Raw genomic sequence first — 23,079 nt, 5'->3', positions numbered from 1 at the left:
GTTGCCTTGACTCTCGACGAGCACGTAGCGATTCAAGATCAAGGCGAACCGGTGCACTTTGGTATCTGAGCACCGGAATGCAGAAACGATTTAGAGGTCGTGGTAATGTGAATCTTGAACCGACCTAAAGTGTTTGACCGTCCATCATGCTCGCTCCCGGACGTAAAGCCGGACCCCAGCGCATTTCAACGAATTCGATGCATGCTGCACGGCTATCCGGTCCCGATTCAATGCTCCAGCCTGCAGGCACGCGGGCGAAACTGGGCCAGAGGCTGTATTGTCCACGTGCATTGAGCAAAACCAGGAACTTGCCATTCTCATCATCGAATGGATTTGTTTCATCTGAATTCATCGTTTCATTCCTTTTGTTCAATTCCGAATGTTCAAGATTTGGCGAAATCACCTGGCAAACAGCCAGCGCAGTCCATCAATCAATCCGTTGCGCCAGCAAAGGCCATCATGACCGCCTTCAAAGCGGCGATAGAAAACTTCATGACCGGCACCATTGAGAGCTACGCTCATGGTGTCGCTCGCATCAATCATGTCCTCTTCCCGGGTACCTACTTCCATGAAGACACGCATACCTCCGGGGATTTTTTCCGGAACGTCACCGGATTTCAGTTGCGTTGTCAGCCATCCTGTACGCGCTCCTTCACGCAGCTCAGCTACATTCTGTGCCGAGCGGAGCGCCTCAAAATTTGGCCACCAGAATGATCCTGACTGGCTGAGAACCAGGCCGAAGCGGTTGGGCAGAAAAAGTCCTGCATAGGTCGCAGCCAGTCCACCGTAGCTTTGCCCGGCCACCATACTTAGAGCGGGATTGGCTGTAATCGGGGCTATTTCCGCTATAAGCGGCAACAATTCGCTATGCACCGCATTCCAGAACTCAGCATTGCAGGTCAGGTCTTCGGCACGCTGTTCAAGATCGATGGGATCAATGAAAACATAGACTGCTGAAGGTAAATTGCCCTCAGCTGTTTCCATTTCCAAAACGCCCTGAATAGGCATCTGCTCTGCCCAGTTGCTGCCATCAAGCAGCAGCACCAGCGGATATCCGTCGACGGGCGGCGCACTCTGATTGTGGCTCCAGCCGGAAACATAGATCCAGACCTTGCGTTGCTTATTCTGGAGCTTGCTTGCCCAATTGATCTCTACCAGTTCCTGAAAAGGAGCATGGGGGACCTTTCCTGAATCAATTGCGTGCCAGAGGGCGTAATTGGGTGCTTCAGGCAGATGCAGAGGTGAAACTCTCAGGCGCATTCCTACTTTATAGGACTGCAGCGGATTGAGCGGATCGGGAGTGGCATGGGGCAGAACAGACCGCCACCAGTCACGGTGGTTGGCCTTGCATGTCTGCAGATCTCCGCTCAACACTGGTTGAAGGCGATCTTCACTTGCTGGAATGAAACAATAGCTGCCTCGCCAGTTAAGCGGAAGCTCGACCTGCCAGAACCAGACATCGGTTCCGGCTATCCGCTCCAGGCTTTGTGGTGTGAGGCAATGGTGATCCGTAACGGAGTTGACGTCCGCATAGACGCGTTCGACCGGTGATGTGAGTTCGGTGCCCTGATCATCGCGCCAAAGAAATGTTACGCACGCTTGTCCATTCCCAATTGCTTCAATCATCGGCACGCCGCGTTTTACCAAACGCACCCACCAGCCTGCTTCGCCACGGTCAGGAGCGTCAAGAAATAAGGCAGTCTGTGGCGCTTTTCGATTGAGTGCAGGGGGTTGCATATCCTCTGCAAACTTCGCCCGGGATGAATTTTCTCTCGCCATGATGCTAACTTGTGAACGTCTTCTGGAATGTCATGGCCGCCACCTACCAGGATTTCTTCAAAGTGGCGGTTACAGTGCGGCCTTCGCCATAGAAGCAGGCATAGGCATTGGAGCAGGACGATACATATTCCTTGTTTGCCAGATTCTTTGCGTTGACTTGAAGCTTGAGACCCTTCCACTCGGGATTCGCTGCTTCAAAATCATAGCTGACCATCGCGTCAAACACGGTTGCCGCATCCACTTCAAAGGTGTTGGTATCATCACCCCAGCTCTTGCCTTGGTAACGTACGCCGCCACCGATGGACAATCCGTTCAAAGCACCACTGTCAAAGTCATACTTGGCCCACAATGCAGCCTGATGCGCTGGCTGGCGCGCAGGAGTCTTACCGACCTCAAGCTCATTGATCGAATTTTTGACCTCAGAGTCGAGGTAAGCATAACTGCCGATCAACGTGATATTGTCGGAAATTTCTGCTTTGGCAGAGAGTTCGACACCACGATTGTGGATTTTGCCAATCTGGCGATAGACCGTCTCTCCATCAATCCATTGACCTTTGACAACGTCCTTCTGGGTCAGGTCGAAATAGGCTGCGGTCAGGACAATATCTGTGCCTTCCGGAGTATATTTGATGCCAACTTCATACTGTTCGGCAGTCGTCGGGTCGAAAGCACTCTGATCCTTGCCCGGAGCTGTGAGAGAAGGCTCGAACGATGTTGAGTAACTGGCATAGGGCGAAAGCCCGTTGTCGAAATTGTAGACGGCACCCACGCGCCATGTGAATGCATTGTCATCATAAGACTGATCATTGGTGCCAAGCTTGTCGTCAATGTCGGTGCTTGCCCAATCATAACGACCGCCAGCCATCAGATTGAGTTTTCCGATTTCGATCTGATCCTGAAGATAGATACCAGCCTGCTTTGCTTTGGTTTCATCTACCTGAGATGGATTGAGCGTGATGGGGCCGATATTTCCGTATTGTGGATCGGTCAAATCAATGTCGGGTACTGACCCGCGCCCCCAACTATAATCCCTTGAAAGATAACGATAATCAAAACCGCCAAGCAATGTATGATCTGCCGCGCCGGTATTGAACTTCGCTTCTACCTGATTGTCGATGGTAAACTGGTCAGTCTGGGCTCCACCACCACTGGCAATACGGGAAATCAGGGTCTGATTACCCGTCTCGGGATCAGTCTTTTTTGAACCGAAAACAAGTGTGTGGTGCTCATAATCGATGTATTGATAGCGTGCCTTCTGGCGAATGGTGAATGTTTCATTCAACTCACGCTCAAACTCATAGCCAATCCAAGCCTGATCGCGTTCAAACTTTTCGAAATCCGGGTCGGAAATCATGAAACTGCGAGGGATATATCCATAGCCCGGAATAGGTGAAACTGTTCCCTCCGCGTCAAGGAAGTTCCGGAACCCGGCATGTGGCTCCCTCTGATATCCGCCAAGAATTGTCAGCGTTGTCTGATCATCCGGTGTCCAAGTCACCGATGGAGCAATGGCAAAGCCTTCCTGTTTGGTGAAATCTTCCTGCAGATCCGTTGTCAGCCCTGTGCCGACGATTCGATAGGAAAGTGTATCGCTGCCGGGAACTTTGTCGCTGAAATCGAATGAAGCACCATAGTGATTTCTTGATCCTCCTGTGAATTCCAGTTCCCGAATTGGCTCTCCGGTAGGCTTCTTGCTGACCATATTGATCAGGCCACCGGGATTCGTCTGCCCGAACAGTACGGATGACGGCCCTGAGAGAAGCTCGACCCTCTCCAACAGATAGGGAAAAATCTTGGCGTAGGTGCCACTGTTGCTGCTGTCATACAGCATGCCATCGAGATAACGCGGCACGTAATAAAAACCTCGAACACCAACTTCATCCTGCAGGTTTGACGCTCCACGGTATTCCGTATTGACGCCCGGTGTGAAACGCAGTGCTTCGGCAACCGACTGCACATCTAGATCCTGCATCTGTTCTTGGCCTACAACAGCCACTGACTGGGGAGTCTTGTTGAGTGGTGTATCAGTCTTGGTACCCGCAGTGCTTTGCTTGGCAACATAACCCCTAACCGGACCATTGCCCTTTTCGCCCTTGATGGTGATCGTATCCAGAACAATCGGATTGCCGCTTTCCTGTGCCAACGACTCACCTGTCATGGCACCGGCCATCAGAATCAAAACTGCTGAACTGGAAAAATAACGATTCTTCAATACGCGACGCATCAATAAAGGTCCTTGCAATCCTAGACGTGCTGAACTAGCACCCAATAAACTTGACTAAGAATGTCATGTATATGATGCTATACGCGCTGTCGACAGAACGCTTTTTGACAAAACGGCAAAAACCTTTGTTCAAACGGCAGCCCCGAAATGCGACCCATTTGCAAACGGAAATTTCTGATAAGGCCCAATCATGCAGCACGCCGTGATGAATCTCAGTATCCCGCAGCCCCTGTTCGTCGGCACGATAGAGGGTGTTCCCGCATGCACGTCAGACACGGATACGCAGGACATTTCGGCAAAATTCATCGTCATGGTCCTGCTGCAGGGAGCACAGCATTTCATTGTTGACGATGTGCCCTTCCGCATCGATGCGGGATTTGGCGAAACATGCGCGCCGTTTGTGTTTGTGTTGAATGTTGCGCGTGCCTCCAAACTCACTTTCATAAATGCAAGCAAGGTGCCGCTTCGCAAGGTGATGATTTCAGCACCTCTGTCGTGGATGAACTGGCTGATCAGCGCCCAGAGCGATGGTGTGCCTGCACTTAAGGAGTTCCTTTCAACTCACCTCGCCCATTTCCGCATCGATGCCAGCAGGCACATTCTTGGCCTTGCCGAACAATTGATGCACCCACCGATCGGAATGCAGGGCGAAATGCGCACCCTGTTCCGCAGCTCTCGCGCCTTCGATCTCATGTCATTGACCTGCGTTGATCTGGCCGCCCACAAGGCGGAACGACATAGTCCACATCTGTCCAACGCGCGCCAAAGCGAACGTGTTTACAATTACATTCTTGCCAATCTCGGTGAAGAACTGACCATCGAAACCATTGCCCGCGAATGCGGCGGCAGTGTTTCCTCGATTCAACGCCATTTCAAAGAACATTACGGCGTAACGGTGTTCGAGTTCATCCGCCGTAGCCGGCTTGAACTTGCCTATGATGCGTTGGAACGGGAAGGCGCAACCATCGGCCAAGCCGCACATCTGGCGGGGTATAATACTCCATCCAATTTCACGACAGCATTCAAGAAAACCTATGGCGTTTCGCCAAAGTACAAGCGCAGGTAATCAAGATTATGACCGCACTTTTATGGAAACGGCGCACATTCCTATCGGGTGCTGCCTTGGCCTTGCTGGCAAGCCGAACCCGGTTTATCGATCACGCAATGGCCGGCGACAGCGGTTGGCCGCGCAGCGTCAATACGCCAAAAGGAGCGTTGGCATTGACACAGAAGCCTCAGCGCATCGTCTCCACCAGCGTTACGCTCACAGGAACCCTGCTTGCCATCAACGCACCCGTGGCAGCAAGCTCCGCCACCAACAATATGGGAACGGTCGCCGATCATGCGGGCTTCTTTACCCAATGGGCGGAAATCGCCCATGAAAGAGGCGTTGTACCCGTTTATCGTACCGAACCGGATGTAGAAGCCGTCATGGCCGCAGCACCGGACCTCATTGTGATGTCAGCGACAGGCGGCGACAGCGCACTACGCCTCTATGACCAGATCAGCCAGATCGCACCGACACTTGTTGTGAACTACGATGACAAGAGCTGGCAGGAAGTCGCTGTATTGCTGGGCGAGGCAACGGGACTCGAAGCCGAAGCCGCGGCAGTAATCGCCGACTTCGACAAACGCGTTGCCAATACAAAGTCAAAACTCCGGCTTCCGCCGCAGCCGACCACCGCTGCGGTCTACTATGAGGATGATTCCGGTGCCAATATCTGGACACCTGCTTCTGCGCAGGGAAAGCTGCTGCTTTCCCTCGGGTTCGAGCTTGCAACTATTCCGCCCGAGGTAAAGACGCTGACCACAATGGGCATCCGCAGCGATATCATTCAGCTGTCCGGCGAACAGTTTGCCTATGGTGTCAATGGAGAGACGCTGTTGCTGTTCGCCGCCGATGACAAGATCATTGATCAAGTCAATTCCAATATCTTTCTCAAACACATCAAGTCTGTTTCCGGCAAACGCGTGTACGCCATGGGCCTGGATACATTCCGTCTCGACTATTACAGCGCCTCACACATGCTGGAACGGCTGACACGGCTTTTCGCGTAACGCGTTTCATTGAATTATTTCCTTCCCACCTGCCCGCACAAGGTTAGACATAACATCATGGCCTCCTTTATCGTCGACTTCAGCCTGTTGAAATGCAATGCGAACTTCCGGGCGGTGTTTGCCGCACGCATGATGTCCGTCATCGCGCTTGGTATCCTCACCGTGGCCGTGCCCGTCCAGATTCATCAGCTCACCGGCTCGGCTCTTCAGGTTGGCATTGTCATCGCGCTGGATGGCATCGGAATGTTTGTTGGCCTCATGGCTGGTGGTGTCCTTGCAGACCATCACGACAGGCGGCGTCTTATTTTACTGGCGCGTGGCCTCTGCGGCGTGGGCTTTCTCGTCCTTGCACTCAATGGCTTTCTCAGCAGCCCAAGCCTTGTAGCGCTTTATTTGGTCTCACTGTGGGATGGGTTTTTCGGCGCTATCGGAATGACTGCGCTGATGGCTGCCATTCCGACACTCGTCGGACGGGAGAACCTGCCTGCAGCAGGCGCACTTTCCATGATTACTGTCCGCTTCGGCGCCATTCTTGCACCGCTTATCGGCGGTTTGATTATCGCTTCTGCTGATGTCAGCTGGAACTATCTCATTGCAGGTGTTGGAACACTCGGCACGCTCATACCGCTTTTCCGCCTGCCAGCGCTTCTGCCGGGCGAACGCGGTGATGAGCATCCCCTTCATGCAATGATGGATGGCTTTGCCTTCCTGCTGCAAAACAAGATCGTTGGCGCGGTCATTGCTGTTGGAACATTGCAATCGGCCCTAAGCGCCATCCGCGTCATGTTTCCCTCAATTGCCGATAGTTTTGCCGCCGGGCCCGTCGGGATTGGCCTTATGTACTCAGCTGTACCTCTCGGCGCGATGATCGGTGCATTCACCAGTGGTTGGGTGGGGCGCTTCCCTTTACCTGGCCAGCTGCTGCTTGGTTGCGTCTGTGGCGCTTCCGCCCTGTTGGGTGCCATTGGGCTGGTCAGTCATCTCGTGCCAGTACTCATCATTCTTGCAGTGTTCGGTTATCTCGGTTCCATCGCTTCACTGATGCAATATACGCTCGTACAGACCAATACGCCCGATCATCTGCTAGGCCGCGTCAATAGTTTGTGGGCTGCACAAGATGTTGTGGGTGACCCGGGCGGGTCCATCGTCATGGGTAGCCTTTCGCGCGCCTTGGCACCAATGGCATCGGTCTTCTGGTTCGGCACGGGTGTCTTCCTCATCAGCGCTGCCATGACCTTCGGCTTCAGCAGCCTGCGTAATCTATCAAAAGGCGTGGCTGAAGCAGACAGTGAACCACTTGACCAGGCATTGGCTACCGACAGCGCGACGCAATGAAATCTACCCGCCTGATATGGCTCGTTGTCGGGCTGGTTGCTCTTGTTGCGATTTTCATCGGCAGCCTCGGTATAGGAGCAAAGTCCCTGCCTTTGCAGGTGGTGATTGATAGTCTTCTTGGGCGTGATACGGGACCGGATGGCACAATCATCCTGCAATCGCGCCTGCCTCGCGCGCTCATCGGGCTTTTCGGCGGAGCAGCTCTTGGAATTTCCGGCGCGTTGATGCAGACCCTGACACGCAATCCGCTAGCTGATCCCGGTATTGTCGGCGTCAATGCCGGCGCAGGCCTCGCAGTCACTCTCGGCTTTGCCTTTGCAGGCATCAGCCAGCCGCACGTACTTTTTGCCTATAGTTTTGCGGGGGCATTAACGACGGCCTTGCTTGTCCATCTCATCAGCATCAAGGGAGTCGCCAAGCCTGATCCGGTACGCTTCATCCTTGCCGGGCTGGCGGTTGGCGCAATGATGAGTGGCGTATCCTCGGGAATAGCGCTTCTGCAACCAGCCGTGTTCAATCGCATGCGCTTCTGGATGGCGGGCTCACTGGATGTCGGTGATCTGACACTCGTTCTTGCCGCAATTCCGATTATCTGCGTTGGATGCATCATAGCGTTTGTTCTCGCCCGTCCGCTCAATGCCTTGGAGATGGGCGACGATATGGCAGCGTCGCTCGGTACTAATCCGCTGAAGACCCAAACTGCAACCCTGCTGACTGTCGCACTCCTGTCCGGCACGGTGACAGCTGTTGCCGGCCCTATCGGCTTTGTTGGCTTGATGATCCCTTATATTGCCCGCTGGGTGGTCGGGCCGGATTTGCGCTGGATGCTGCCGTTTTCGTTTCTTTATGCGCCGATCCTGCTCTTATGTTCCGATATCGCTGGACGCCTGATCGTGGCTGGAGAATTACGTGTTTCCATCGTCACAGCCTTTATTGGCGCTCCTGTGCTCATTCTTCTGGCTCGCGGAAACAGCACTGCACGGACAGCGTTGCAGTAATGCTGTCAAATCGAAAAATCCTTATCGGCAACATGGACGGACGCTTCAATCTGCGACTGCAGTTGCGACATATCATCATATCGATTGTGCTCGCCATTATGGCGCTGATCCTTGCCATTTTTGTGCTTGGACTTGGAACATTACCGCTCTCATTTGCCGACACTCTTTCCGCATTAAGTGGTCGCGCCGATCCACGTATCGCCATGATCGTGCTGGACTGGCGCTTGCCTCGTATCATCCTGGCTTTGATACTCGGAGCAGCGTTGGGAATGAGCGGCGCCATATTTCAATCGCTCATTCGCAACCCTCTTGGCAGTCCAGATATAATCGGTTTCAACACCGGCGCTTATACGGGGGTTCTCGTCACAATCGTTCTCTTCCATGGCGATAATGTCACGATTACTCTGGGCGCGCTGGGAGGCGGGCTTGCAACGGCGATCATGGTGTATGTGCTCAGCTGGCGACAAGGCATACAGGGATTCCGGCTCATCATGATCGGTATCGCCGTCAGCGCCATGCTGACCGCATTCAACATGTGGTTGATGATCACAGGCAGTCTCGAAACAGTCATGAGCGCTGCTCTGTGGGGCGCAGGCTCACTCAATGGAATGACTTGGACCAAAGCCGTACCATCAGCGATTGCCTGCATGGTCGGCATGTTTTTCTGTCTTGGACTAGCGCGCCGGGTTCGCATGATGGAGATGGGAGATGATATGGCTGGGGCTCTAGGCCTGCCAGTCGGCTCGACACGCCTTTGGCTGATGGTCGTGGGCGTTATGCTGGTTGCCGCAGCAACGGCCGCCACTGGCCCCATCGTTTTCATTGCTCTTGCCGCGCCACAGATTGCACAAAGACTATGCCGCACCCGCTCCATGACACTTGTTGCATCGGCCTGTACCGGTGCCTTGCTTCTTCTCGGTGCTGACGCTGTCGCGCAGCACGTCTTCAGCCCGTTCAGCCTTCCTGTCGGTATTGTTACGGTGAGTATCGGCGGACTTTACATGCTGTGGCTCCTTATCCGCGATGCCTCATGAAAAAGCCCGCCCCAAAAGGAGCGGGCTTAGACGTACTTTGGAGACTCTAGGCCGCATTGGCGAGAGCACCATGCGGGTCAAGCACGAATTTCTGTGCCGCTCCCTTGTCGAAAGTCTCGTAGCCTTGCACTGCATCTTCAAGCGAAATGATTGTTGCATTGACGATATCGGCAATCGGCAGGCGGTCATAAAGAATTGCCTGCATCAGTTGGCGATTATATTTCAGCACAGGCGTCTGGCCTGTGTGGAATGACTGTGCCTTCGCCCAACCAAGACCAAAACGGAGCGAGAGATTGCCTTGTTTGGCGGCACCATCCACAGCGCCTGGATCTTCCGTCACATACAGCCCCGGAATACCGATGGACCCAGCCGCACGTGTAATCTCCATCATCTGGTTGAGCACAACTGCTGGCTGCTCACCACCGCTGTGCCCGCGCGCTTCGAAGCCGACAGCATCAATCGCGCTATCCACTTCGTTGCTGCCGGTCACCTGTGCAATCATGTCGCCGAGACGGTCGCTCGCTGAAAGATCGATAGGCTCGAAACCGACCTTTGCCGCGTGAGCGAGACGTTCCTTGTTGAAATCCCCGATCATTACTACGGCGGCGCCAAGAATACGCGCTGAGGCGGCTGCGGCCAGACCGACAGGCCCTGCACCTGCCACATAGACAACCGAGCCAACGCCTACTCCGGCCTTGACCGCACCATGAAAACCGGTTGGCAAAATATCCGACAGCATGGTCAGATCACGCATCTTTGCCATGGCGCGATCACGATCCGGAATTTTCAACAGGTTGAAATCCGCATAAGGCACAGTGACATAGCGAGCCTGTCCACCGATCCACCCGCCCATGTCTACGTAACCATAGGCTCCTCCTGCGCGTGCCGGGTTAACTGTCAGGCAGACGCCGGTGTCCTGTGATTTGCAGGTACGGCAGCGACCGCACGCGACATTGAACGGCACCGATACGATATCGCCAACACAGAGCATTTCGACATCACTGCCTTTTTCAATGATCTCGCCGGTAATCTCATGGCCAAGCACCAGTCCGGGTTCTGCAGTGGTACGGCCACGCACCATGTGTTGGTCAGAGCCGCAAATATTGGTCGACAGAACCTTGAGGATGACGGCGTGACCAGTTGCCCGTCCGTCTGGCGCTTCGAGCCTTGGATCAGCGATATCCTGAACCTCCACCTTACCGGGGCCGATATAGACCACGCCTCTGTTTTTGCTCATTACGAACTCCTCCCTTGGATTGAACATGCATGGTCATCTTATGCAGAAATTGCGGGGTGACCGTCCCGTCTGCGACATGAACCCGATCAGATATTGGCGCGTCTTTCCTTATACTGGTCCGGTATCGCAGCATCGCTGCCGAAAAAGGCATGTTTCGACATATCCGGAGAGTAACGGCTGGCCGGAACTGTCCGTCCGAGCGCCTCGGCGACAGCACGTATGTGATGTGGAGCTGCTCCGCAGCACAGGCCGAGATAACGAACGCCAAGATCGAATGCTTCTTTTGCAAACTCCGCACACTCATAACGATTGCAGGTAAAGGGATCCAGCGCAGTCGGGAAAGGCCGATTGCCGGGAATGCAACTGCATGAACGATCGGTCAGCGATTGAAAGGTGGGCTCTGCTTCCGTTGTCCGGTAAGGCACCGGCAAAGCAGCAACATGGCATGATACTGCATCGCGTACTTTTCTAATCACAGGCAACAAAGTCTTCGGCCCGCGTTGGCAGTTCAGGCCAACCACATCCGCCCCCGCCGCAGCGAGCCGCTTGCATGCTTCCACGACAGATACACCATCAAACATTTCTTCTTCACGGTGCACGGAAAGTGTAACCACGGTCGGCAACCCGGTACGCTTCATCACGTCCAGAGCAATTTCTGCTTCACCATACCAGTCGATAGTTTCAGCGATCAGAAAATTCGCGCCTTCCTCAACAGCCCAGCCGATCTGCTCTTCAAACATCGCCCTTACGGCTTCGTGAGTCTTCCTGTCATTCGCTTCATAGGCATTGGTATTGCAGATGTTGCCTGCCATCAGCCCACCATTGCGGTCGGCCACATCCTTGGCAATGCGCAGGGCACTACGATTGATATCTTCAAGGATGTCCTCGCGACCGATTACCTTCAGCTTCTGCCGGTGTGCATAATAGGTAAATGCCTCCACGACATCGCTGCCCGCATGGACAAAATCCTCGTGCAGGCGTGTCACGGCTTCCGGATGCTCAATCACAACTTCCGGGACAAACGGGCCCGCCTGCAGATAACCGCGTCGCTCAAGCTCGAACAGATAACCCTCGGCACAGATGACGCCCTCAGCATCAAGTCGTTCCAGAAGGCCGCGCTTCGGCGCCTTGGTCTCTTGTATCATCGTCATGGTTCTGCTCCTCGCCCTGCTTATATTGTCAAATGGGTGCGAAGATCGCGCGCGGACGCGATCTTCGCAGCTCGACTGTCAGAGTGAGAAATTCAAAGAAAACAGCGTCGCGCTTGATAGGCCAGGAGGGGCTACGCAAAGCTGTCATCCTCTTGATCGCCCACCGCAATCAGCCGAGTTGTTTCATCTCATGGCTGGTTTCCGGGCTCCGAAGCTGTCCAGGTGGACGCTCTCGGCACCTTCCCGGCCAAAGCCAGTGGTTATTGCCGAAAGTTGCGCTTCGCTACCGTTGCGGGGGCAGCGCTGGATTTTTGACCAGCTTCCCAATTATCTGCTCCGGAATCAGAGCAGCACCGTGAGTGATTGGATATAAGCACCTATGGTTGCAAACCATTGCCAGAATTGCGACCTTACGGCAGTACAGGCGCGACAGGAGCCATCTATTTCTTCTGATAGACCCGCACATAATCAATATCGAGATTAACCGGGAAAATCCGGTTATCCACCCTGCCGGCCATATCACCACCAATGGCAAGATTGATCAAAAAGTAATGCGGAGTGTCGAATGGCCAGGTTGCCTTGCCTTTACCATCGTTCTTGTACTCGAAATAGTATTGCCCATCGACACCGATTGCGATTTTATCCGGCGTCCATAGCGTTCGGTAGCTGTGATATGCCTCGCAGGCATCTTTAATCACTGTTTCACCGCCAATCCCTATCGTTTTGGCGGAGGTCGCCGTATGGATAGTTCCTGTAATCTTTTCCGGCTCCTTGCCAACCTGCTCCATAATGTCGATCTCGCCATTATCCGGCCAAGGAATGTGATCTGGCCCGAGCATCCAGAATGCCGGCCATGTTCCCTTGCCACAGGGCAGCTTGGCCCGAACTTCGAAATACCCATAGATCCAGCTGGCTTTGCCATTGGTCGTCAGTCGCGCCGATGAATATTTTTGGCCACCATAATCGTCAGCCTTGGTCAGTCTTTCCTTGCGGGCAGTAATTCTGAGCTGACCGTCTTTGACCTGGCTGTTGGCAAGCCGCCGTTTCGCGTAATATTGCAGTTCATTGTTATACCACCCGGTCGCGTTTGCTTCACCGTCGTAAACCCAATTTTTGGCGCTCGGCAGACCTTCACCGTTGAACTCATCCGCCCAGACAAGTCTATAATCTTGCGGCGGGCTGGCCTGTTCTTCCGCTGCACTCGATCCACATGCAGCCAGCATAATAATTACCAATACGATATTTCCCGAAACGGTTTTCATCCCACTTGTACTCACAATGATCGTTCCTTTTGATTGCCATCATGAATGAGACAAATCTCTGTCGTGTAGGTGTTGAACAATATTTTTGAAAATAATCTGATTGCCATGTCGGGAACAGCATTCAACATTCGTCCTAGTTGCATAACAATCAAACCGAGGAACATCGAAATGAGAAAGATAACTGCAACCGCCTTCCTATCACTTGATGGCATCATGCAGGCACCTGGTGGCCCTGAAGAGGATACGGATGACGGCTTCAAATATGGTGGCTGGACCTTCCATTATTGGGACGAGATCATGGGTGAGGTTATGGGCAAAGGCATGGCCACACCTTTCGATCTTCTGCTTGGCCGTAAAACCTATGATATTTTTGCCGCTCACTGGCCCCGCGTGGAAGCCGGCGATCCGATTGGTGAAAAATTCAATGCCGCAACCAAATATGTTGCTACATCTTCGCCGGATACCCTGAACTGGGAAAACACAGTTGCCCTGGGCACCGATATCCCCGGAGCGGTGCGTAAACTTGGCCAGTCCGACGGGCCCGACCTGCTCATTCAAGGTAGCAGCCAGCTTCTCCATGCCTTACTCGCCAATGATCTCATTGATGAGCTTAACCTGTGGATTTTTCCGCTGCTCCTTGGCAAAGGCAAACCATTCTTCAACGCTGACACCAAGCCGGTTGCATTAACTCTGGCAAGTTCAAAAGCGTCCACGACAGGCGTTGTCATGAATACCTATCACAAGGCTGGAGCGATCAAGACAGGCTCATTCGCGCTCGAATAGCCTGCGCCCTGGAGAACTTCCATTCAGTCGGCACCGGTATCATTGAAGGGAACGCTATCGCCTATAATGCGTTCTCTTCCTCATGGTTCGGAATTTTGACTATTGCGAAGATGGAGGAGAAACTCATGTTCAAGAAGATCATTATTATCGGCGCGGCCTCATTGATGGCCATGACTGCTGTACCTCAAGCATTTGCACAGAGCATTGAACTTGGCCCAAATGGTGTACGCTTGGTGGAGCCGGAACGCATGGATCGTCGGGAACGCAGAGAGCGTGATCGCCGTGATGAAATCGGCGAACGCCAAGCTGTCCGGATTGCAAAAAGTGAGGGCGTACGTACCGTAGATGAAGTTCGCAAGACACGTTCACGTTACGTAATTGAAGGTCTGGATCGTCGCGGCAATGATATTGAGGTCAGTATTGATCGCCGCAGCGGAGACGTGCTTTCCGTCAACTGATCAGAGCTCGCCGGAATTGAAAGCAGGCAAGGCGCGCATTCGCTCTTGCCTGCTTATTTCACGTTAGTTTTATCACAAGACTATTGGTCCGAATTCGTGCCCAAATTGCATCATGGCTGCCCAATTTGTTAATTGCCACGCTCTGAGCAGGTGAGCATAGCCGGGATCAACAACCCGGAACGTATACGAGAGCTAAATCTTACGACTTAATTCGCATATATAATTGATCCAGCGCCCTGCCACTCCAAATTCTCCGTACTCCTATAAAAAACTATTATAAATCAATTGCTTGGATAATACCGCGTGGCCACGTCAGCATGTTATAAGCATCCCGAAATTTCATTATGCACTTTAAGGAACAGTGCAAAATCGCATCATCACTATTGGGGAAATGCGAAAGTTCAAATTTTAACCATATATTAACAATGGCGGGATCGTGGCGCCATTATGATTGACTCATGGTCCTCTCCGACATTAACGTTTTGTTAACGATGGGTAGTCGGGTGTGGAGTAAAGCATGTTCGCAGCAGTCAAAAAAATGAAATCCTTGGGCATTGCCCTCGCGTTTTTCGCTGCTGCATTTTGCGCAAATCCAGCATCCGCCGCTGAACCCTTCATGCAGACAGGTGGCATGACATCACAACCGATTGGTCACTACGAGTTGTGCAAGAGGCTTCCTGCTGAATGCTCTATTAAAAGCCGGAATGTCATGCCAGAGACGATGAACCATGATTTTTGGCAGCTGATCGTCAGCGTGAACAGCAAGGATAACCAGAAGATCAAGCCTTTGACCGACATGGAAATTTATGGTGTCGAAGAGTTCTGGGCTTATCCGGATGCGGTCGGTGACTGTGAGGACTACGTTCTTCTCAAGCGTCGCGATCTGATGGAGGCAGGCATTTCTCCAGCCAATCTCCTGATCACTGTTGTCCGCAAACCCGACGGCGAGGGTCACGCTGTATTGACTGTCCGCACTGACAGGGGCGACTTCATCCTCGACAATCTCGTCGACGGCGTAAAGAACTGGTCAGAAACCGACTACACCTATCTCAAACGCCAAGCCTCGAACAATACGGGCCGCTGGGTCAGCATTGAAGCGCCAAGCAACATTCTGGTCGGTTCGGTACAGTAGGGCACCCTAGCCAAGTATGTCGGTGTTGCGCTCCACCTGATGCCAGTGCTGGTTGATTGGCAGTCCCAATGCGCGCTGTCTGATTGAAGCGATCTGTACGGCCATGAAGTTCCAGACGTCTACACCAACATTGATGCTGTTGCGCGACCCTTGCCAGTGCTGATGAACATGACCAAAAAGTTGCAAAGCTCCGCGACGAGCGTGGTTCCACGTAATCATCGGATAATGGCACAGCGTCAAGCTTTGCTCGCCGTCCTTGATCTCTATCAACTCCTGAACTGAAGCCCAACCCAAGGCCTTGATCTGTCTGTTATCATGATTGCCGACCACAAGATGTTTTCTGCCTGGAACTTGTTCAAACAATGATTTCAGATAGCCTGCCTTATCGGTCTGCCGACCGTGGCTTAAATCTCCGATAATCCAGAAGTCGTCTCTCGGACCAATATGTTTTGCATAATTAGCCAGGATTGCTGCGTCCATTTCATGTACAGAACGAAAAGGCCGCTGACAGAACCGGATTATGTTTTCATGTCCGAAATGCGGGTCAGCCGAGTACCAGTTTGCCATGTATAATTCTCCGTTTGTTATGATGCATTGTGCATTGCGTCTGCACCCATTCGATATGAAATCGCCTCAGCGAGATGAATGCGACCAACCATTTCCTGCCCATCAATATCCGCCAGCGTTCGGGCAACCTTCAGCACGCGATGATAGGCACGGGCGGAAAAACGCATTTGCTCGCTCGCTTGCCGCAATAGCGCAACGCCTGCCTTGTCTGGCTCGGCAATCTTTTCGATCAGCGCGACTGAGCATTGCGCGTTGGTTGTGATGGTGGACATTCCCATATGCTCAAAACGTTGTTTCTGTAGTGCGCGAGCCCGTGCCACGCGTTGCGCAACTGTTGCGCTGCTTTCGGCAGCCGAGGGTTTGATCAGATCCGCGGCACTCACGGAGGGCACATCGATTCTGATATCAATACGGTCCAGAAGTGGTCCTGAAATTCGCGCCTGATAATCTTCGCGGCATCTCGACCCCCTTACGCAGCGATGGCCCGGTTCACCCGCCATGCCGCATTTGCAGGGATTCATGGCAGCCACAAGCTGTATCTGCGCTGGATAGGAAATCCGGTGATTGGCTCTTGCGATCATACACTCGCCTGTTTCGAGCGGCTGCCTCAACGAATCCAGTACCTGCGGCGTAAATTCAGGGAACTCATCCAGAAACAGAACACCACAATGAGCGAGAGAGACTTCGCCAGGCCTCGCTCGCATGCCTCCACCAACCATGGCCGCCATGGACGCGGAATGGTGCGGTGCGCGGAAAGGGCGGCGGTCGGTGAGCTTGCCGCCCATCAGTTCACCTGCAATGGAGGCGACCATAGACACGTCAAGCAGTTCCCGTGGTAAAAGAGGCGGCAAAATTGAGGGCAGCCTTTGGGCCAGCATGGATTTGCCGGAGCCTGGCGGCCCCACCATCAGCAGATTGTGCCCGCCCGCTGCCGCGACCTCCAAGGCCCGCCTTGCGCTCTCCTGGCCTCGTATTTCAGCCAAATCCGGCAACACCGCTGTGTTTGCCTGCATCGCTGGCTCCGGGCGAGAGAGAACCTGCGTCCCACGAAAATGGTTTGCCAGAGCAATCAGGCTACGTGGTGCCAGAATATCAATTTCTGAACCAGCCCACGCAGCTTCCGGGCCACAAGGTGCCGGACATATGAGGCCCCTGTCTTGGCGGTTTGCTGCAATGGCTGCAGGCAAAACGCCCGCAACATGGGTTATTGTTCCATCGAGTGAAAGTTCACCAAGTACCACATATGACTGTAGCGCATCTGCCGGGATCGCGCCCAATCCCGCCATGAGCCCTACGGCGATCGGCAAGTCATAATGGCTGCCTTCTTTGGGCAGGTCCGCCGGAGCTAGGTTTACGGTTACCTTTTTTACGGGCATCGACAGTCCGGAAGCGTGCAGTGCTGCCTGCACACGTTCGCGGCTTTCCGCGACTGCTTTATCGGGAAGACCGACAATATGCATGCCCATCTTGCCGGGGGCTATCATCACCTGCACATCGACAGGTTGGGCTTCAATGCCTTGAAAAGCGACCGTACGAACACGGGTAACCATGCAATGTTCCTTGAAAATACAGTAATCAAAAATGAAAAAGTGCCAATGTTTTCACATCAGCACGTTTCATCCTGCATGACAAGAACATTTAGTGAACGCTGGATTTATCGACGCTTGGCTTCCACAGCGTCCCAAAAGAGAGCGGCAATATCAGCACCGCCAAATTTTTTGACTTCCCGCACACCTGTTGGCGATGTGACATTGATTTCGGTCATGTAATCGCCGATCACGTCGATGCCAACAAGGATGAATCCGCGCTCACGCAAAGAAGGGCCTATGCGGGCACAGATTTCGCGTTCGCGGTCGGTAAGCTCGGTTTTTTCTGCTCGTCCGCCGACATGCATATTGGAGCGCGCATCAGTATCGGAAGGCACGCGGTTGATCGCGCCCACAGGCTCCCCGTCAATGAGGATAATGCGCTTGTCTCCGGCACGGACATCCTTGAGATAACGCTGTGCAATAAATGGTTCGCGAAATAGCTGGCCAAACATTTCCAGCAGCGATGTCAGATTTCGATCGCCATCGGCAAGATGGAACACGCCCGCACCACCATTACCGTAGAGCGGTTTCAGGATGATGTCGCCAAACTCTTTGCGGAACGCCGCAATTTCCTGCGGATCTTTGGTAATGAGTGTCTCCGGCATGAGATCGGGAAACTCGGTTACGAAGATTTTCTCCGGGCTGTTACGCACCCAGGCAGGATCATTGACCACCAGTGTCTTTGGATGAATACGTTCCAGAATATGGGTTGTCGTGATGTAGTTCATGTCGAAGGGCGGGTCTTGCCGTAGCAGAACCACATCCATCTCTGACAGATCACGCGATATCTGTTCGCCAAGGGTAAAATGGTCGCCTTCGATGTCGCGAACCGAAAGCTCCTCGACTCGCGCCGAGACAACACCATCACGCATGCTCAGTCGATCAGGCGTATAATGGTAAAGACTGTGTCCGCGCTTTTGTGCTTCAAGGCAAAGCGCAAATGACGTATCGCCGCCGATCCGGATAGAATTGATATGGTCCATCTGGACCGCGACTTTCAGTGCCATGGAACGCCCCCGGTTTTAACGCGAATGTTCACATGGCGATGTCACGTTCAACGATCAAGGTCAATGCCGAGATTGTTGGCCTTGTTTTATCAGAGACGGGCCATGCAAATATTTGTATGTCCGGCACCAACGAAACCGAGGCGGTTTGCAGCACCTTTTGAAAGATCGATTACACGGCCTTTGATGAATGGACCGCGATCATTGATGCGCACAACAATGGACTTGCCATTACGCTGGTTGGTAACTTTTACCTTGGAGCCGAAAGGCAATGTACGGTGAGCGGCAGTGAGAGCAGAAGGGTTCATGCGCTCGCCAGAGGCGGTTTTGGAATGAAGAGCATACCAGGAAGCACCTCCACATGCCGCATTAGCGGAAGCCGCACCAAACATCAAAAGAGCAATTGAGGTCACGAGCACCGTACGGATACTTGAAAAAGATATCATAGAGAAAGTCGCACTTTAAACGGCCCATGGCGGAAACGCCGGATGAAGAAACACGCAACCGAAATTGATCTTGGGCAAGTAGATCGCGGCGTGGATGAATTGTCTCTTCTATTTTGTAGAAATGTGGCGCAGAGGTGTCTCGACTGAAAAGATCATCTGAGATAAACTTTGTATATCTCTCAAGTTACTCAAAAAACTTGTCTTATTATGATTCAAAACGTGATCTGAGTTGCTTCAATGCCTGCTGGATATGCCTTCAGCTCAGGCGAAGTGTGGCGATAATGTGATGAGTTATGATCGAATTATTAAGTGAAATGACCAATCGCCATTAAATCGATGCAAAAATAGTAAACGGGATTTAATTCATTTTACGTAGAAAACCCCGGCTTGCGACAAACCGGGGTTTTGGAAAACACAAAATGTGATTGTTTTAGGCCAGTGCTTTTGCATCCAGTGCATGGATAATGCCGCGCAGTTCAGCCAGACCACGCAGGCGACCGATTGCCGGATAGCCCGGCGTCACATCCTTGTTCAGATCATCCAGCATCCGGTGACCATGGTCCGAACGGAAAATGATGCTTTCTGCTTTGTTTCGTTTACTGTCTTCTGCAAGCAGCTCACGCAGCACAGCGACCATATCGACATCGCCTTCAAGATGCGCTGCCTCATGAAAGCTACGCCCATCGCCCTCTCTGGTCGTTGCACGCAAATGTGAAAAATGAATGCGGGAGGCAAAACGCCGGGCAATTTTGGGCAGGTCGTTATCAGCACGTACGCCAAGGCTACCAGTGCAAAAACACATGCCATTTGCAGCGGAAGGAACCGCATCAAACAGAGCCGCATAGTCAGCTTCTGTCGATGCAATACGGGGCAGCCCGAACAGTGAGCGGGGCGGATCATCCGGATGCAGCGTCAGCTTGACACCAAGATCGTCAGCAACCGGAGTAACGGCCTGCAGAAATTCAATGAGGTGCTGGCGCAGGCGAGGCGCATCAATTCCCGAATAGGCTTCAAGCTTGTCGCGGAATGCGGGGACCGTCAGAGGCTCGGTCGTTGAACCGGGAAGGGCACTGGCAATATTGCGGGTCAGGTCAGAAATTTCCTGAGCCCCCATGGCCTCATAAAGATCGCTGGCGATTTCGCGGTCGGCCGCGGAATAATCATTCTCCGCGCCGTTGCGTTGAAGGATATGGAGATCGAACACGGCAAAGCTGTTGTGGTCAAATCTCATGGCGGTGGAACCGGTCGGCGTTACATAATCCAGATCAGTGCGGCACCAGTCGACGACAGGCATAAAATTATAGCAAATGACTTTGATATCATTGGCGCTAAGCGCCTCCATGCTGGAAATCCAGGCTGCGAGCTCCTGCTTTGCCGCGCCGCCAAGGCGCTTCACCGCATCTGGTATGGGGATGCTTTCAACAACTGACCAGACTAGCGGAGTACGGTCCGATGGTGTCGATTCAATGAGTGATTTTCGGGCGTGAACCTGCTCTTTCGTCCAAGCCTCACCGATGGGTACTTCATGCAAGGCAGATACAATATCCGTAGCCCCCGCCTGACGCACATTATCCAACGAGACCCCGGCCTTGGGCCCAAACCATCTCCATGCCTGACGCATTATTCCTCCGTCAAATTTTCGTATTCCAGCCGTGGATCAGACAAATGATCCCGGATGGCTTTTTCTCAAGGTTTCAATATCGGGAATGACGGCATTCAAATGCTGTTTCATTGCCGCACAAGCGGCGGGAACGTCATGATTTTCAATCGCATCGCGAATGATTTTGTGTTCGGAGAGAACGTGGTCCATACGACCCAGCCCCGGCAATGTCATCCGCCGCGCCCGGTCGATCTGAACTTTAACAGGTTTCAAATAGTGCCAGATGCCGGGATGTCCGGATATTCCGGCGATAGCCTCGTGAAATGCCTCATCCGCCTCATGGAATGCGCTCATATTCTGGCGGTCGGCAAAGAAATGTTGGCGGGCAAGAATTTCATCGAGCCATTCGACGTCCTTTGCAGTCGCCGCTGCTGCTGCCCGCTCAACAGTAGCACCTTCAAGTGCCTGACGAATTATTACCGCCTGCGGAATAAGTGCGACCGGGATGCGTGCCACGAACGTTCCGGACTGGGGAAATACGTCTACAAGGCCATCTTCGACGAGACGGATCAAAGCTTCACGCACGGGTGTCCGGCTGACACCAAAACGTTCCGTCAACACCTTCTCATTAAGCGCCGTTCCGGGCGTCATCTCCATGGCAACGATGGCAGCGTGAAGCTCCCGATAAATTGCCGTCGCAGTTGTCATGCGCCCTACTGGCCCGCCCCGCGGATTGGGTCTTGCACTTTGAGAAGTTCGGTCAGGCTTGGATTCTGCGGCTGGCGACGCAAACTCTGCAGCCTTTCCCCCCAAATTATCTGCTGTCATTTCAGCGCTCCATTTCCATCTGTCACAGACCTTCAGTCTCATTGAATGATGGAATTCCGTATAAATTCATAGTGCAGTACCAGTGTTATCCGGCGATATAAACGCAATCACCGGCTGTTGACATACTAATATATTATTATTTACTCTTCGCCAAGATCATCGTTCGCCTAATTAATCGGCGGCAAGGGACACTTCCATGGCACTCCACCCAGACAGATTATTTCCCATCGAAACCGATGCACGCCTGATTGCGAGACGGCTGTTTGGTGCTGTGGAACGCCTGCCAATCATATCACCTCATGGGCATACCGATCCATGGTGGTATGCCAAAGACGAAGCGTTTCCAGACCCTGCAAGCCTTTTCGTGAAACCTGATCATTATATTTTCCGCATGCTCTACTCGCAAGGTATCAAGCTGGAGGATCTCGGCGTGCCAAGGCGTGACGGTGGTTCTGTTGAGACTGACGGGCGCAAGATATGGAGGTTATTCGCCAAGCATTTCCATCTGTTTCGCGGCACCCCATCACGTCTTTGGTTTGAGCACGCTTTGGAAACTGTCTTCGGAATCGAAGACCGCCTTACGGAAAGGAATGCCGATACGCTTTACGACAGGATCGCTGATCGCCTGAACGAGCCATTCATGCGCCCACGTGCGCTTTACAGGCAGTTTGGCATTGAGGCCATTTCCACGACTGATGCGGCTACGGACGACCTCGCTGCACACGACTCGATCCTTGAATCGGGCTGGGATGGTCGCGTCGTACCTGCCTATCGCCCCGATGCGGTCATTGACGCTTCTCGCATACATTTCGCCACCAATGTTGAAGAATTTGTAAAACTCGCGGGTACCAAGCTCGATTATGCCGGCTACCTGGAAGCGCACCGCGTAAGGCGAGCCTATTTCAAAAAACGTGGGGCAACGTCGACCGATCATGGCCATCCAAATGCCAGAACCGCCAATCTTTCATCCTCCGAGGCATCCGCATTGTTTGAACGGGTGTTAAAAGGAGCTTCCGCAGCTGATGCTGATCTTTTCCGGGCGCAGATGCTGACTGAAATGGCGCGCATGAGCACAGAGGATGGTCTGGTCATGCAGATTCATCCGGGATCGTTCCGAAACCACAATGCAGAGATATTTGAGCGTTTTGGTATGGACAAGGGGGCCGACATTCCCCGAGCCACCAATTATGTTGAAGAACTCAAGCCGCTGCTCGATGCGTTCGGTAACGACACCCGACTTACTCTTATTCTGTTCACATTAGATGAGACAAGCTATAGCCGCGAACTTGCACCTTTGGCTGGGCACTATCCGGCACTGCGGCTCGGACCTGCATGGTGGTTCCATGACAGTCCAGAGGGGATGCGCAGGTTCCGCGAACTGACTACCGAAACGGCAGGTTTCTACAATACAGTCGGTTTCAATGACGATACGCGTGCTTACCTGTCTATCCCGGCGCGCCATGACATGGCCCGCCGCATTGACTGTGCATTCCTTGCGCGACTTGTTGCAGACCATCGACTGGACGAGGATGAGGCGCACGAAATCGCCCATGACTTGGCCTATCGGCTGGCCAAACAAGCCTACAAGCTCTGA

Annotated in this window: 21 protein-coding genes and 1 riboswitch; of the genes, 9 read left to right on the top strand and 12 right to left on the bottom strand. The window is 53.1% G+C overall.

From position 1 onward, the window contains the following. Positions 1–124: 124 nt before the first annotated feature. The 3 genes from PMI41_RS18765 to PMI41_RS18755 all read right to left on the bottom strand — a co-directional run bounded on the left by PMI41_RS18765 (position 125) and on the right by PMI41_RS18755 (position 4,003). Positions 125–352 (bottom strand): MbtH family protein, encoded by a 228-nt coding sequence (locus tag PMI41_RS18765; RefSeq protein ID WP_008127501.1) that lies wholly within the window; start codon positions 350–352, stop codon positions 125–127. A gap of 47 nt (positions 353–399) precedes the next feature. Next, positions 400–1,737 carry an enterochelin esterase gene (gene fes, locus PMI41_RS18760; protein WP_052025940.1) on the bottom strand — a complete coding sequence of 446 codons (1,338 nt, stop codon included), beginning with the start codon at positions 1,735–1,737 and terminating at the stop codon, positions 400–402. A gap of 85 nt (positions 1,738–1,822) precedes the next feature. Next, the gene (locus PMI41_RS18755; protein ID WP_008127498.1) at positions 1,823–4,003 is read right to left on the bottom strand and encodes a TonB-dependent siderophore receptor; all 2,181 of its coding nucleotides are present in this window, start codon (positions 4,001–4,003) and stop codon (positions 1,823–1,825) included. 205 nt (positions 4,004–4,208) lie between these two features. Between PMI41_RS18755 and PMI41_RS18750 the strand changes: the two genes are divergently transcribed. The 5 genes from PMI41_RS18750 to fepG are packed head-to-tail and all read left to right on the top strand — an operon-like array spanning position 4,209 to position 9,428. Next, the gene (locus PMI41_RS18750) at positions 4,209–5,069 is read left to right on the top strand and encodes an AraC family transcriptional regulator (RefSeq protein ID WP_157179438.1); all 861 of its coding nucleotides are present in this window, start codon (positions 4,209–4,211) and stop codon (positions 5,067–5,069) included. An 8-nt stretch (positions 5,070–5,077) separates the two neighbouring features. After that, positions 5,078–6,061 carry a Fe2+-enterobactin ABC transporter substrate-binding protein gene (fepB, locus tag PMI41_RS18745; RefSeq protein WP_008127494.1) on the top strand — a complete coding sequence of 328 codons (984 nt, stop codon included), beginning with the start codon at positions 5,078–5,080 and terminating at the stop codon, positions 6,059–6,061. A 57-nt stretch (positions 6,062–6,118) separates the two neighbouring features. Then, the gene (entS, locus tag PMI41_RS18740) at positions 6,119–7,396 is read left to right on the top strand and encodes an enterobactin transporter EntS (protein ID WP_008127492.1); all 1,278 of its coding nucleotides are present in this window, start codon (positions 6,119–6,121) and stop codon (positions 7,394–7,396) included. After that, a complete protein-coding gene (locus PMI41_RS18735) occupies positions 7,393–8,394 on the top strand; it encodes a Fe(3+)-siderophore ABC transporter permease (protein ID WP_008127490.1) in 1,002 nt (333 codons plus the stop codon). The genes entS and PMI41_RS18735 overlap by 4 nt, the downstream gene beginning before the upstream one ends. Beyond that, positions 8,394–9,428, top strand: a complete 1,035-nt coding sequence (gene fepG / locus PMI41_RS18730; RefSeq protein WP_008127489.1) for an iron-enterobactin ABC transporter permease — start codon at positions 8,394–8,396, stop codon at positions 9,426–9,428. Before PMI41_RS18735 ends, fepG begins: the two co-directional genes overlap by 1 nt. 46 nt (positions 9,429–9,474) lie before the next feature. On the opposite strand, the gene fdhA is transcribed toward fepG, so the two are convergent. The 3 genes from fdhA to PMI41_RS18715 form a co-directional block, all read right to left on the bottom strand. Then, positions 9,475–10,665 (bottom strand): formaldehyde dehydrogenase, glutathione-independent, encoded by a 1,191-nt coding sequence (fdhA, locus tag PMI41_RS18725; protein ID WP_008127487.1) that lies wholly within the window; start codon positions 10,663–10,665, stop codon positions 9,475–9,477. An 86-nt stretch (positions 10,666–10,751) separates the two neighbouring features. After that, positions 10,752–11,816, bottom strand: a complete 1,065-nt coding sequence (locus PMI41_RS18720) for a homocysteine S-methyltransferase family protein (RefSeq protein WP_008127484.1) — start codon at positions 11,814–11,816, stop codon at positions 10,752–10,754. 174 nt (positions 11,817–11,990) lie between these two features. Beyond that, positions 11,991–12,189: riboswitch (cobalamin riboswitch) on the bottom strand. 67 nt (positions 12,190–12,256) lie between these two features. Beyond that, positions 12,257–13,078, bottom strand: a complete 822-nt coding sequence (locus PMI41_RS18715; protein ID WP_008127482.1) for a glycoside hydrolase family 16 protein — start codon at positions 13,076–13,078, stop codon at positions 12,257–12,259. 168 nt (positions 13,079–13,246) lie between these two features. On the opposite strand from PMI41_RS18715, the gene PMI41_RS18710 reads away from it, so the two are divergent. From PMI41_RS18710 to PMI41_RS18700, 3 genes are all read left to right on the top strand, one after another. Continuing rightward, positions 13,247–13,861, top strand: a complete 615-nt coding sequence (locus PMI41_RS18710; RefSeq protein WP_008127480.1) for a dihydrofolate reductase family protein — start codon at positions 13,247–13,249, stop codon at positions 13,859–13,861. 125 nt (positions 13,862–13,986) lie between these two features. After that, positions 13,987–14,319 carry a PepSY domain-containing protein gene (locus PMI41_RS18705; protein ID WP_008127479.1) on the top strand — a complete coding sequence of 111 codons (333 nt, stop codon included), beginning with the start codon at positions 13,987–13,989 and terminating at the stop codon, positions 14,317–14,319. Positions 14,320–14,857: 538 nt separating this feature from the next. Then, positions 14,858–15,451: a transglutaminase-like cysteine peptidase gene (locus tag PMI41_RS18700; protein ID WP_244423980.1), complete on the top strand. Its 594-nt coding sequence runs from the start codon at positions 14,858–14,860 to the stop codon at positions 15,449–15,451. Positions 15,452–15,457: 6 nt separating this feature from the next. Here PMI41_RS18700 and PMI41_RS18695 read toward each other — a convergent pair whose 3' ends face one another. The 6 genes from PMI41_RS18695 to PMI41_RS18670 form a co-directional block, all read right to left on the bottom strand. Further along, complete coding sequence (locus tag PMI41_RS18695) at positions 15,458–16,018, bottom strand: hypothetical protein (RefSeq protein ID WP_008127474.1); 561 nt, start codon at positions 16,016–16,018, stop codon at positions 15,458–15,460. A gap of 17 nt (positions 16,019–16,035) precedes the next feature. Continuing rightward, the gene (locus tag PMI41_RS18690; RefSeq protein ID WP_008127471.1) at positions 16,036–17,568 is read right to left on the bottom strand and encodes a YifB family Mg chelatase-like AAA ATPase; all 1,533 of its coding nucleotides are present in this window, start codon (positions 17,566–17,568) and stop codon (positions 16,036–16,038) included. Between the two features lie 104 nt (positions 17,569–17,672). Further along, the gene (gene gshB, locus PMI41_RS18685) at positions 17,673–18,614 is read right to left on the bottom strand and encodes a glutathione synthase (protein ID WP_008127469.1); all 942 of its coding nucleotides are present in this window, start codon (positions 18,612–18,614) and stop codon (positions 17,673–17,675) included. Between the two features lie 89 nt (positions 18,615–18,703). Then, positions 18,704–19,003 (bottom strand): septal ring lytic transglycosylase RlpA family protein, encoded by a 300-nt coding sequence (locus PMI41_RS18680; RefSeq protein WP_244423979.1) that lies wholly within the window; start codon positions 19,001–19,003, stop codon positions 18,704–18,706. 484 nt (positions 19,004–19,487) lie between these two features. Beyond that, the gene (gene uxuA / locus PMI41_RS18675; RefSeq protein ID WP_008127465.1) at positions 19,488–20,678 is read right to left on the bottom strand and encodes a mannonate dehydratase; all 1,191 of its coding nucleotides are present in this window, start codon (positions 20,676–20,678) and stop codon (positions 19,488–19,490) included. A 36-nt stretch (positions 20,679–20,714) separates the two neighbouring features. Further along, positions 20,715–21,485, bottom strand: a complete 771-nt coding sequence (locus PMI41_RS18670) for a GntR family transcriptional regulator (RefSeq protein ID WP_008127464.1) — start codon at positions 21,483–21,485, stop codon at positions 20,715–20,717. A 196-nt stretch (positions 21,486–21,681) separates the two neighbouring features. On the opposite strand from PMI41_RS18670, the gene uxaC reads away from it, so the two are divergent. Then, the gene (gene uxaC, locus PMI41_RS18665) at positions 21,682–23,079 is read left to right on the top strand and encodes a glucuronate isomerase (protein WP_008127463.1); all 1,398 of its coding nucleotides are present in this window, start codon (positions 21,682–21,684) and stop codon (positions 23,077–23,079) included.

Origin of the sequence: Phyllobacterium sp. YR531 (genome assembly GCF_000282595.1) — a bacterium.
Classification (GTDB): Bacteria; Pseudomonadota; Alphaproteobacteria; order Rhizobiales; family Rhizobiaceae; genus Phyllobacterium.
Note: the sequence above shows the minus strand (reverse complement) of the source record. Positions and strands in the feature narration are given on the sequence as shown.

What these genes read in the sequence shown, in the direction of transcription:
- PMI41_RS18715 (WP_008127482.1), bottom strand. Translation starts at nt 13,078, where the DNA reads ATGAAAACCGTTTCGGGAAATATCGTATTGGTAATTATTATGCTGGCT.
- PMI41_RS18695 (WP_008127474.1), bottom strand. Translation starts at nt 16,018, where the DNA reads ATGGCAAACTGGTACTCGGCTGACCCGCATTTCGGACATGAAAACATA.
- PMI41_RS18735 (WP_008127490.1), top strand. Translation starts at nt 7,393, where the DNA reads ATGAAATCTACCCGCCTGATATGGCTCGTTGTCGGGCTGGTTGCTCTT.
- uxaC (WP_008127463.1), top strand. Translation starts at nt 21,682, where the DNA reads ATGGCACTCCACCCAGACAGATTATTTCCCATCGAAACCGATGCACGC.
- PMI41_RS18720 (WP_008127484.1), bottom strand. Translation starts at nt 11,816, where the DNA reads ATGACGATGATACAAGAGACCAAGGCGCCGAAGCGCGGCCTTCTGGAA.
- PMI41_RS18700 (WP_244423980.1), top strand. Translation starts at nt 14,858, where the DNA reads ATGAAATCCTTGGGCATTGCCCTCGCGTTTTTCGCTGCTGCATTTTGC.
- PMI41_RS18750 (WP_157179438.1), top strand. Translation starts at nt 4,209, where the DNA reads ATGAATCTCAGTATCCCGCAGCCCCTGTTCGTCGGCACGATAGAGGGT.
- PMI41_RS18680 (WP_244423979.1), bottom strand. Translation starts at nt 19,003, where the DNA reads ATGTTTGGTGCGGCTTCCGCTAATGCGGCATGTGGAGGTGCTTCCTGG.
- fepG (WP_008127489.1), top strand. Translation starts at nt 8,394, where the DNA reads ATGCTGTCAAATCGAAAAATCCTTATCGGCAACATGGACGGACGCTTC.
- fes (WP_052025940.1), bottom strand. Translation starts at nt 1,737, where the DNA reads ATGCAACCCCCTGCACTCAATCGAAAAGCGCCACAGACTGCCTTATTT.
- PMI41_RS18710 (WP_008127480.1), top strand. Translation starts at nt 13,247, where the DNA reads ATGAGAAAGATAACTGCAACCGCCTTCCTATCACTTGATGGCATCATG.
- fepB (WP_008127494.1), top strand. Translation starts at nt 5,078, where the DNA reads ATGACCGCACTTTTATGGAAACGGCGCACATTCCTATCGGGTGCTGCC.
- PMI41_RS18765 (WP_008127501.1), bottom strand. Translation starts at nt 352, where the DNA reads ATGAATTCAGATGAAACAAATCCATTCGATGATGAGAATGGCAAGTTC.
- uxuA (WP_008127465.1), bottom strand. Translation starts at nt 20,678, where the DNA reads ATGCGTCAGGCATGGAGATGGTTTGGGCCCAAGGCCGGGGTCTCGTTG.
- entS (WP_008127492.1), top strand. Translation starts at nt 6,119, where the DNA reads ATGGCCTCCTTTATCGTCGACTTCAGCCTGTTGAAATGCAATGCGAAC.
- fdhA (WP_008127487.1), bottom strand. Translation starts at nt 10,665, where the DNA reads ATGAGCAAAAACAGAGGCGTGGTCTATATCGGCCCCGGTAAGGTGGAG.
- PMI41_RS18705 (WP_008127479.1), top strand. Translation starts at nt 13,987, where the DNA reads ATGTTCAAGAAGATCATTATTATCGGCGCGGCCTCATTGATGGCCATG.
- PMI41_RS18755 (WP_008127498.1), bottom strand. Translation starts at nt 4,003, where the DNA reads ATGCGTCGCGTATTGAAGAATCGTTATTTTTCCAGTTCAGCAGTTTTG.
- PMI41_RS18690 (WP_008127471.1), bottom strand. Translation starts at nt 17,568, where the DNA reads ATGGTTACCCGTGTTCGTACGGTCGCTTTTCAAGGCATTGAAGCCCAA.
- PMI41_RS18670 (WP_008127464.1), bottom strand. Translation starts at nt 21,485, where the DNA reads ATGACAGCAGATAATTTGGGGGGAAAGGCTGCAGAGTTTGCGTCGCCA.
- gshB (WP_008127469.1), bottom strand. Translation starts at nt 18,614, where the DNA reads ATGGCACTGAAAGTCGCGGTCCAGATGGACCATATCAATTCTATCCGG.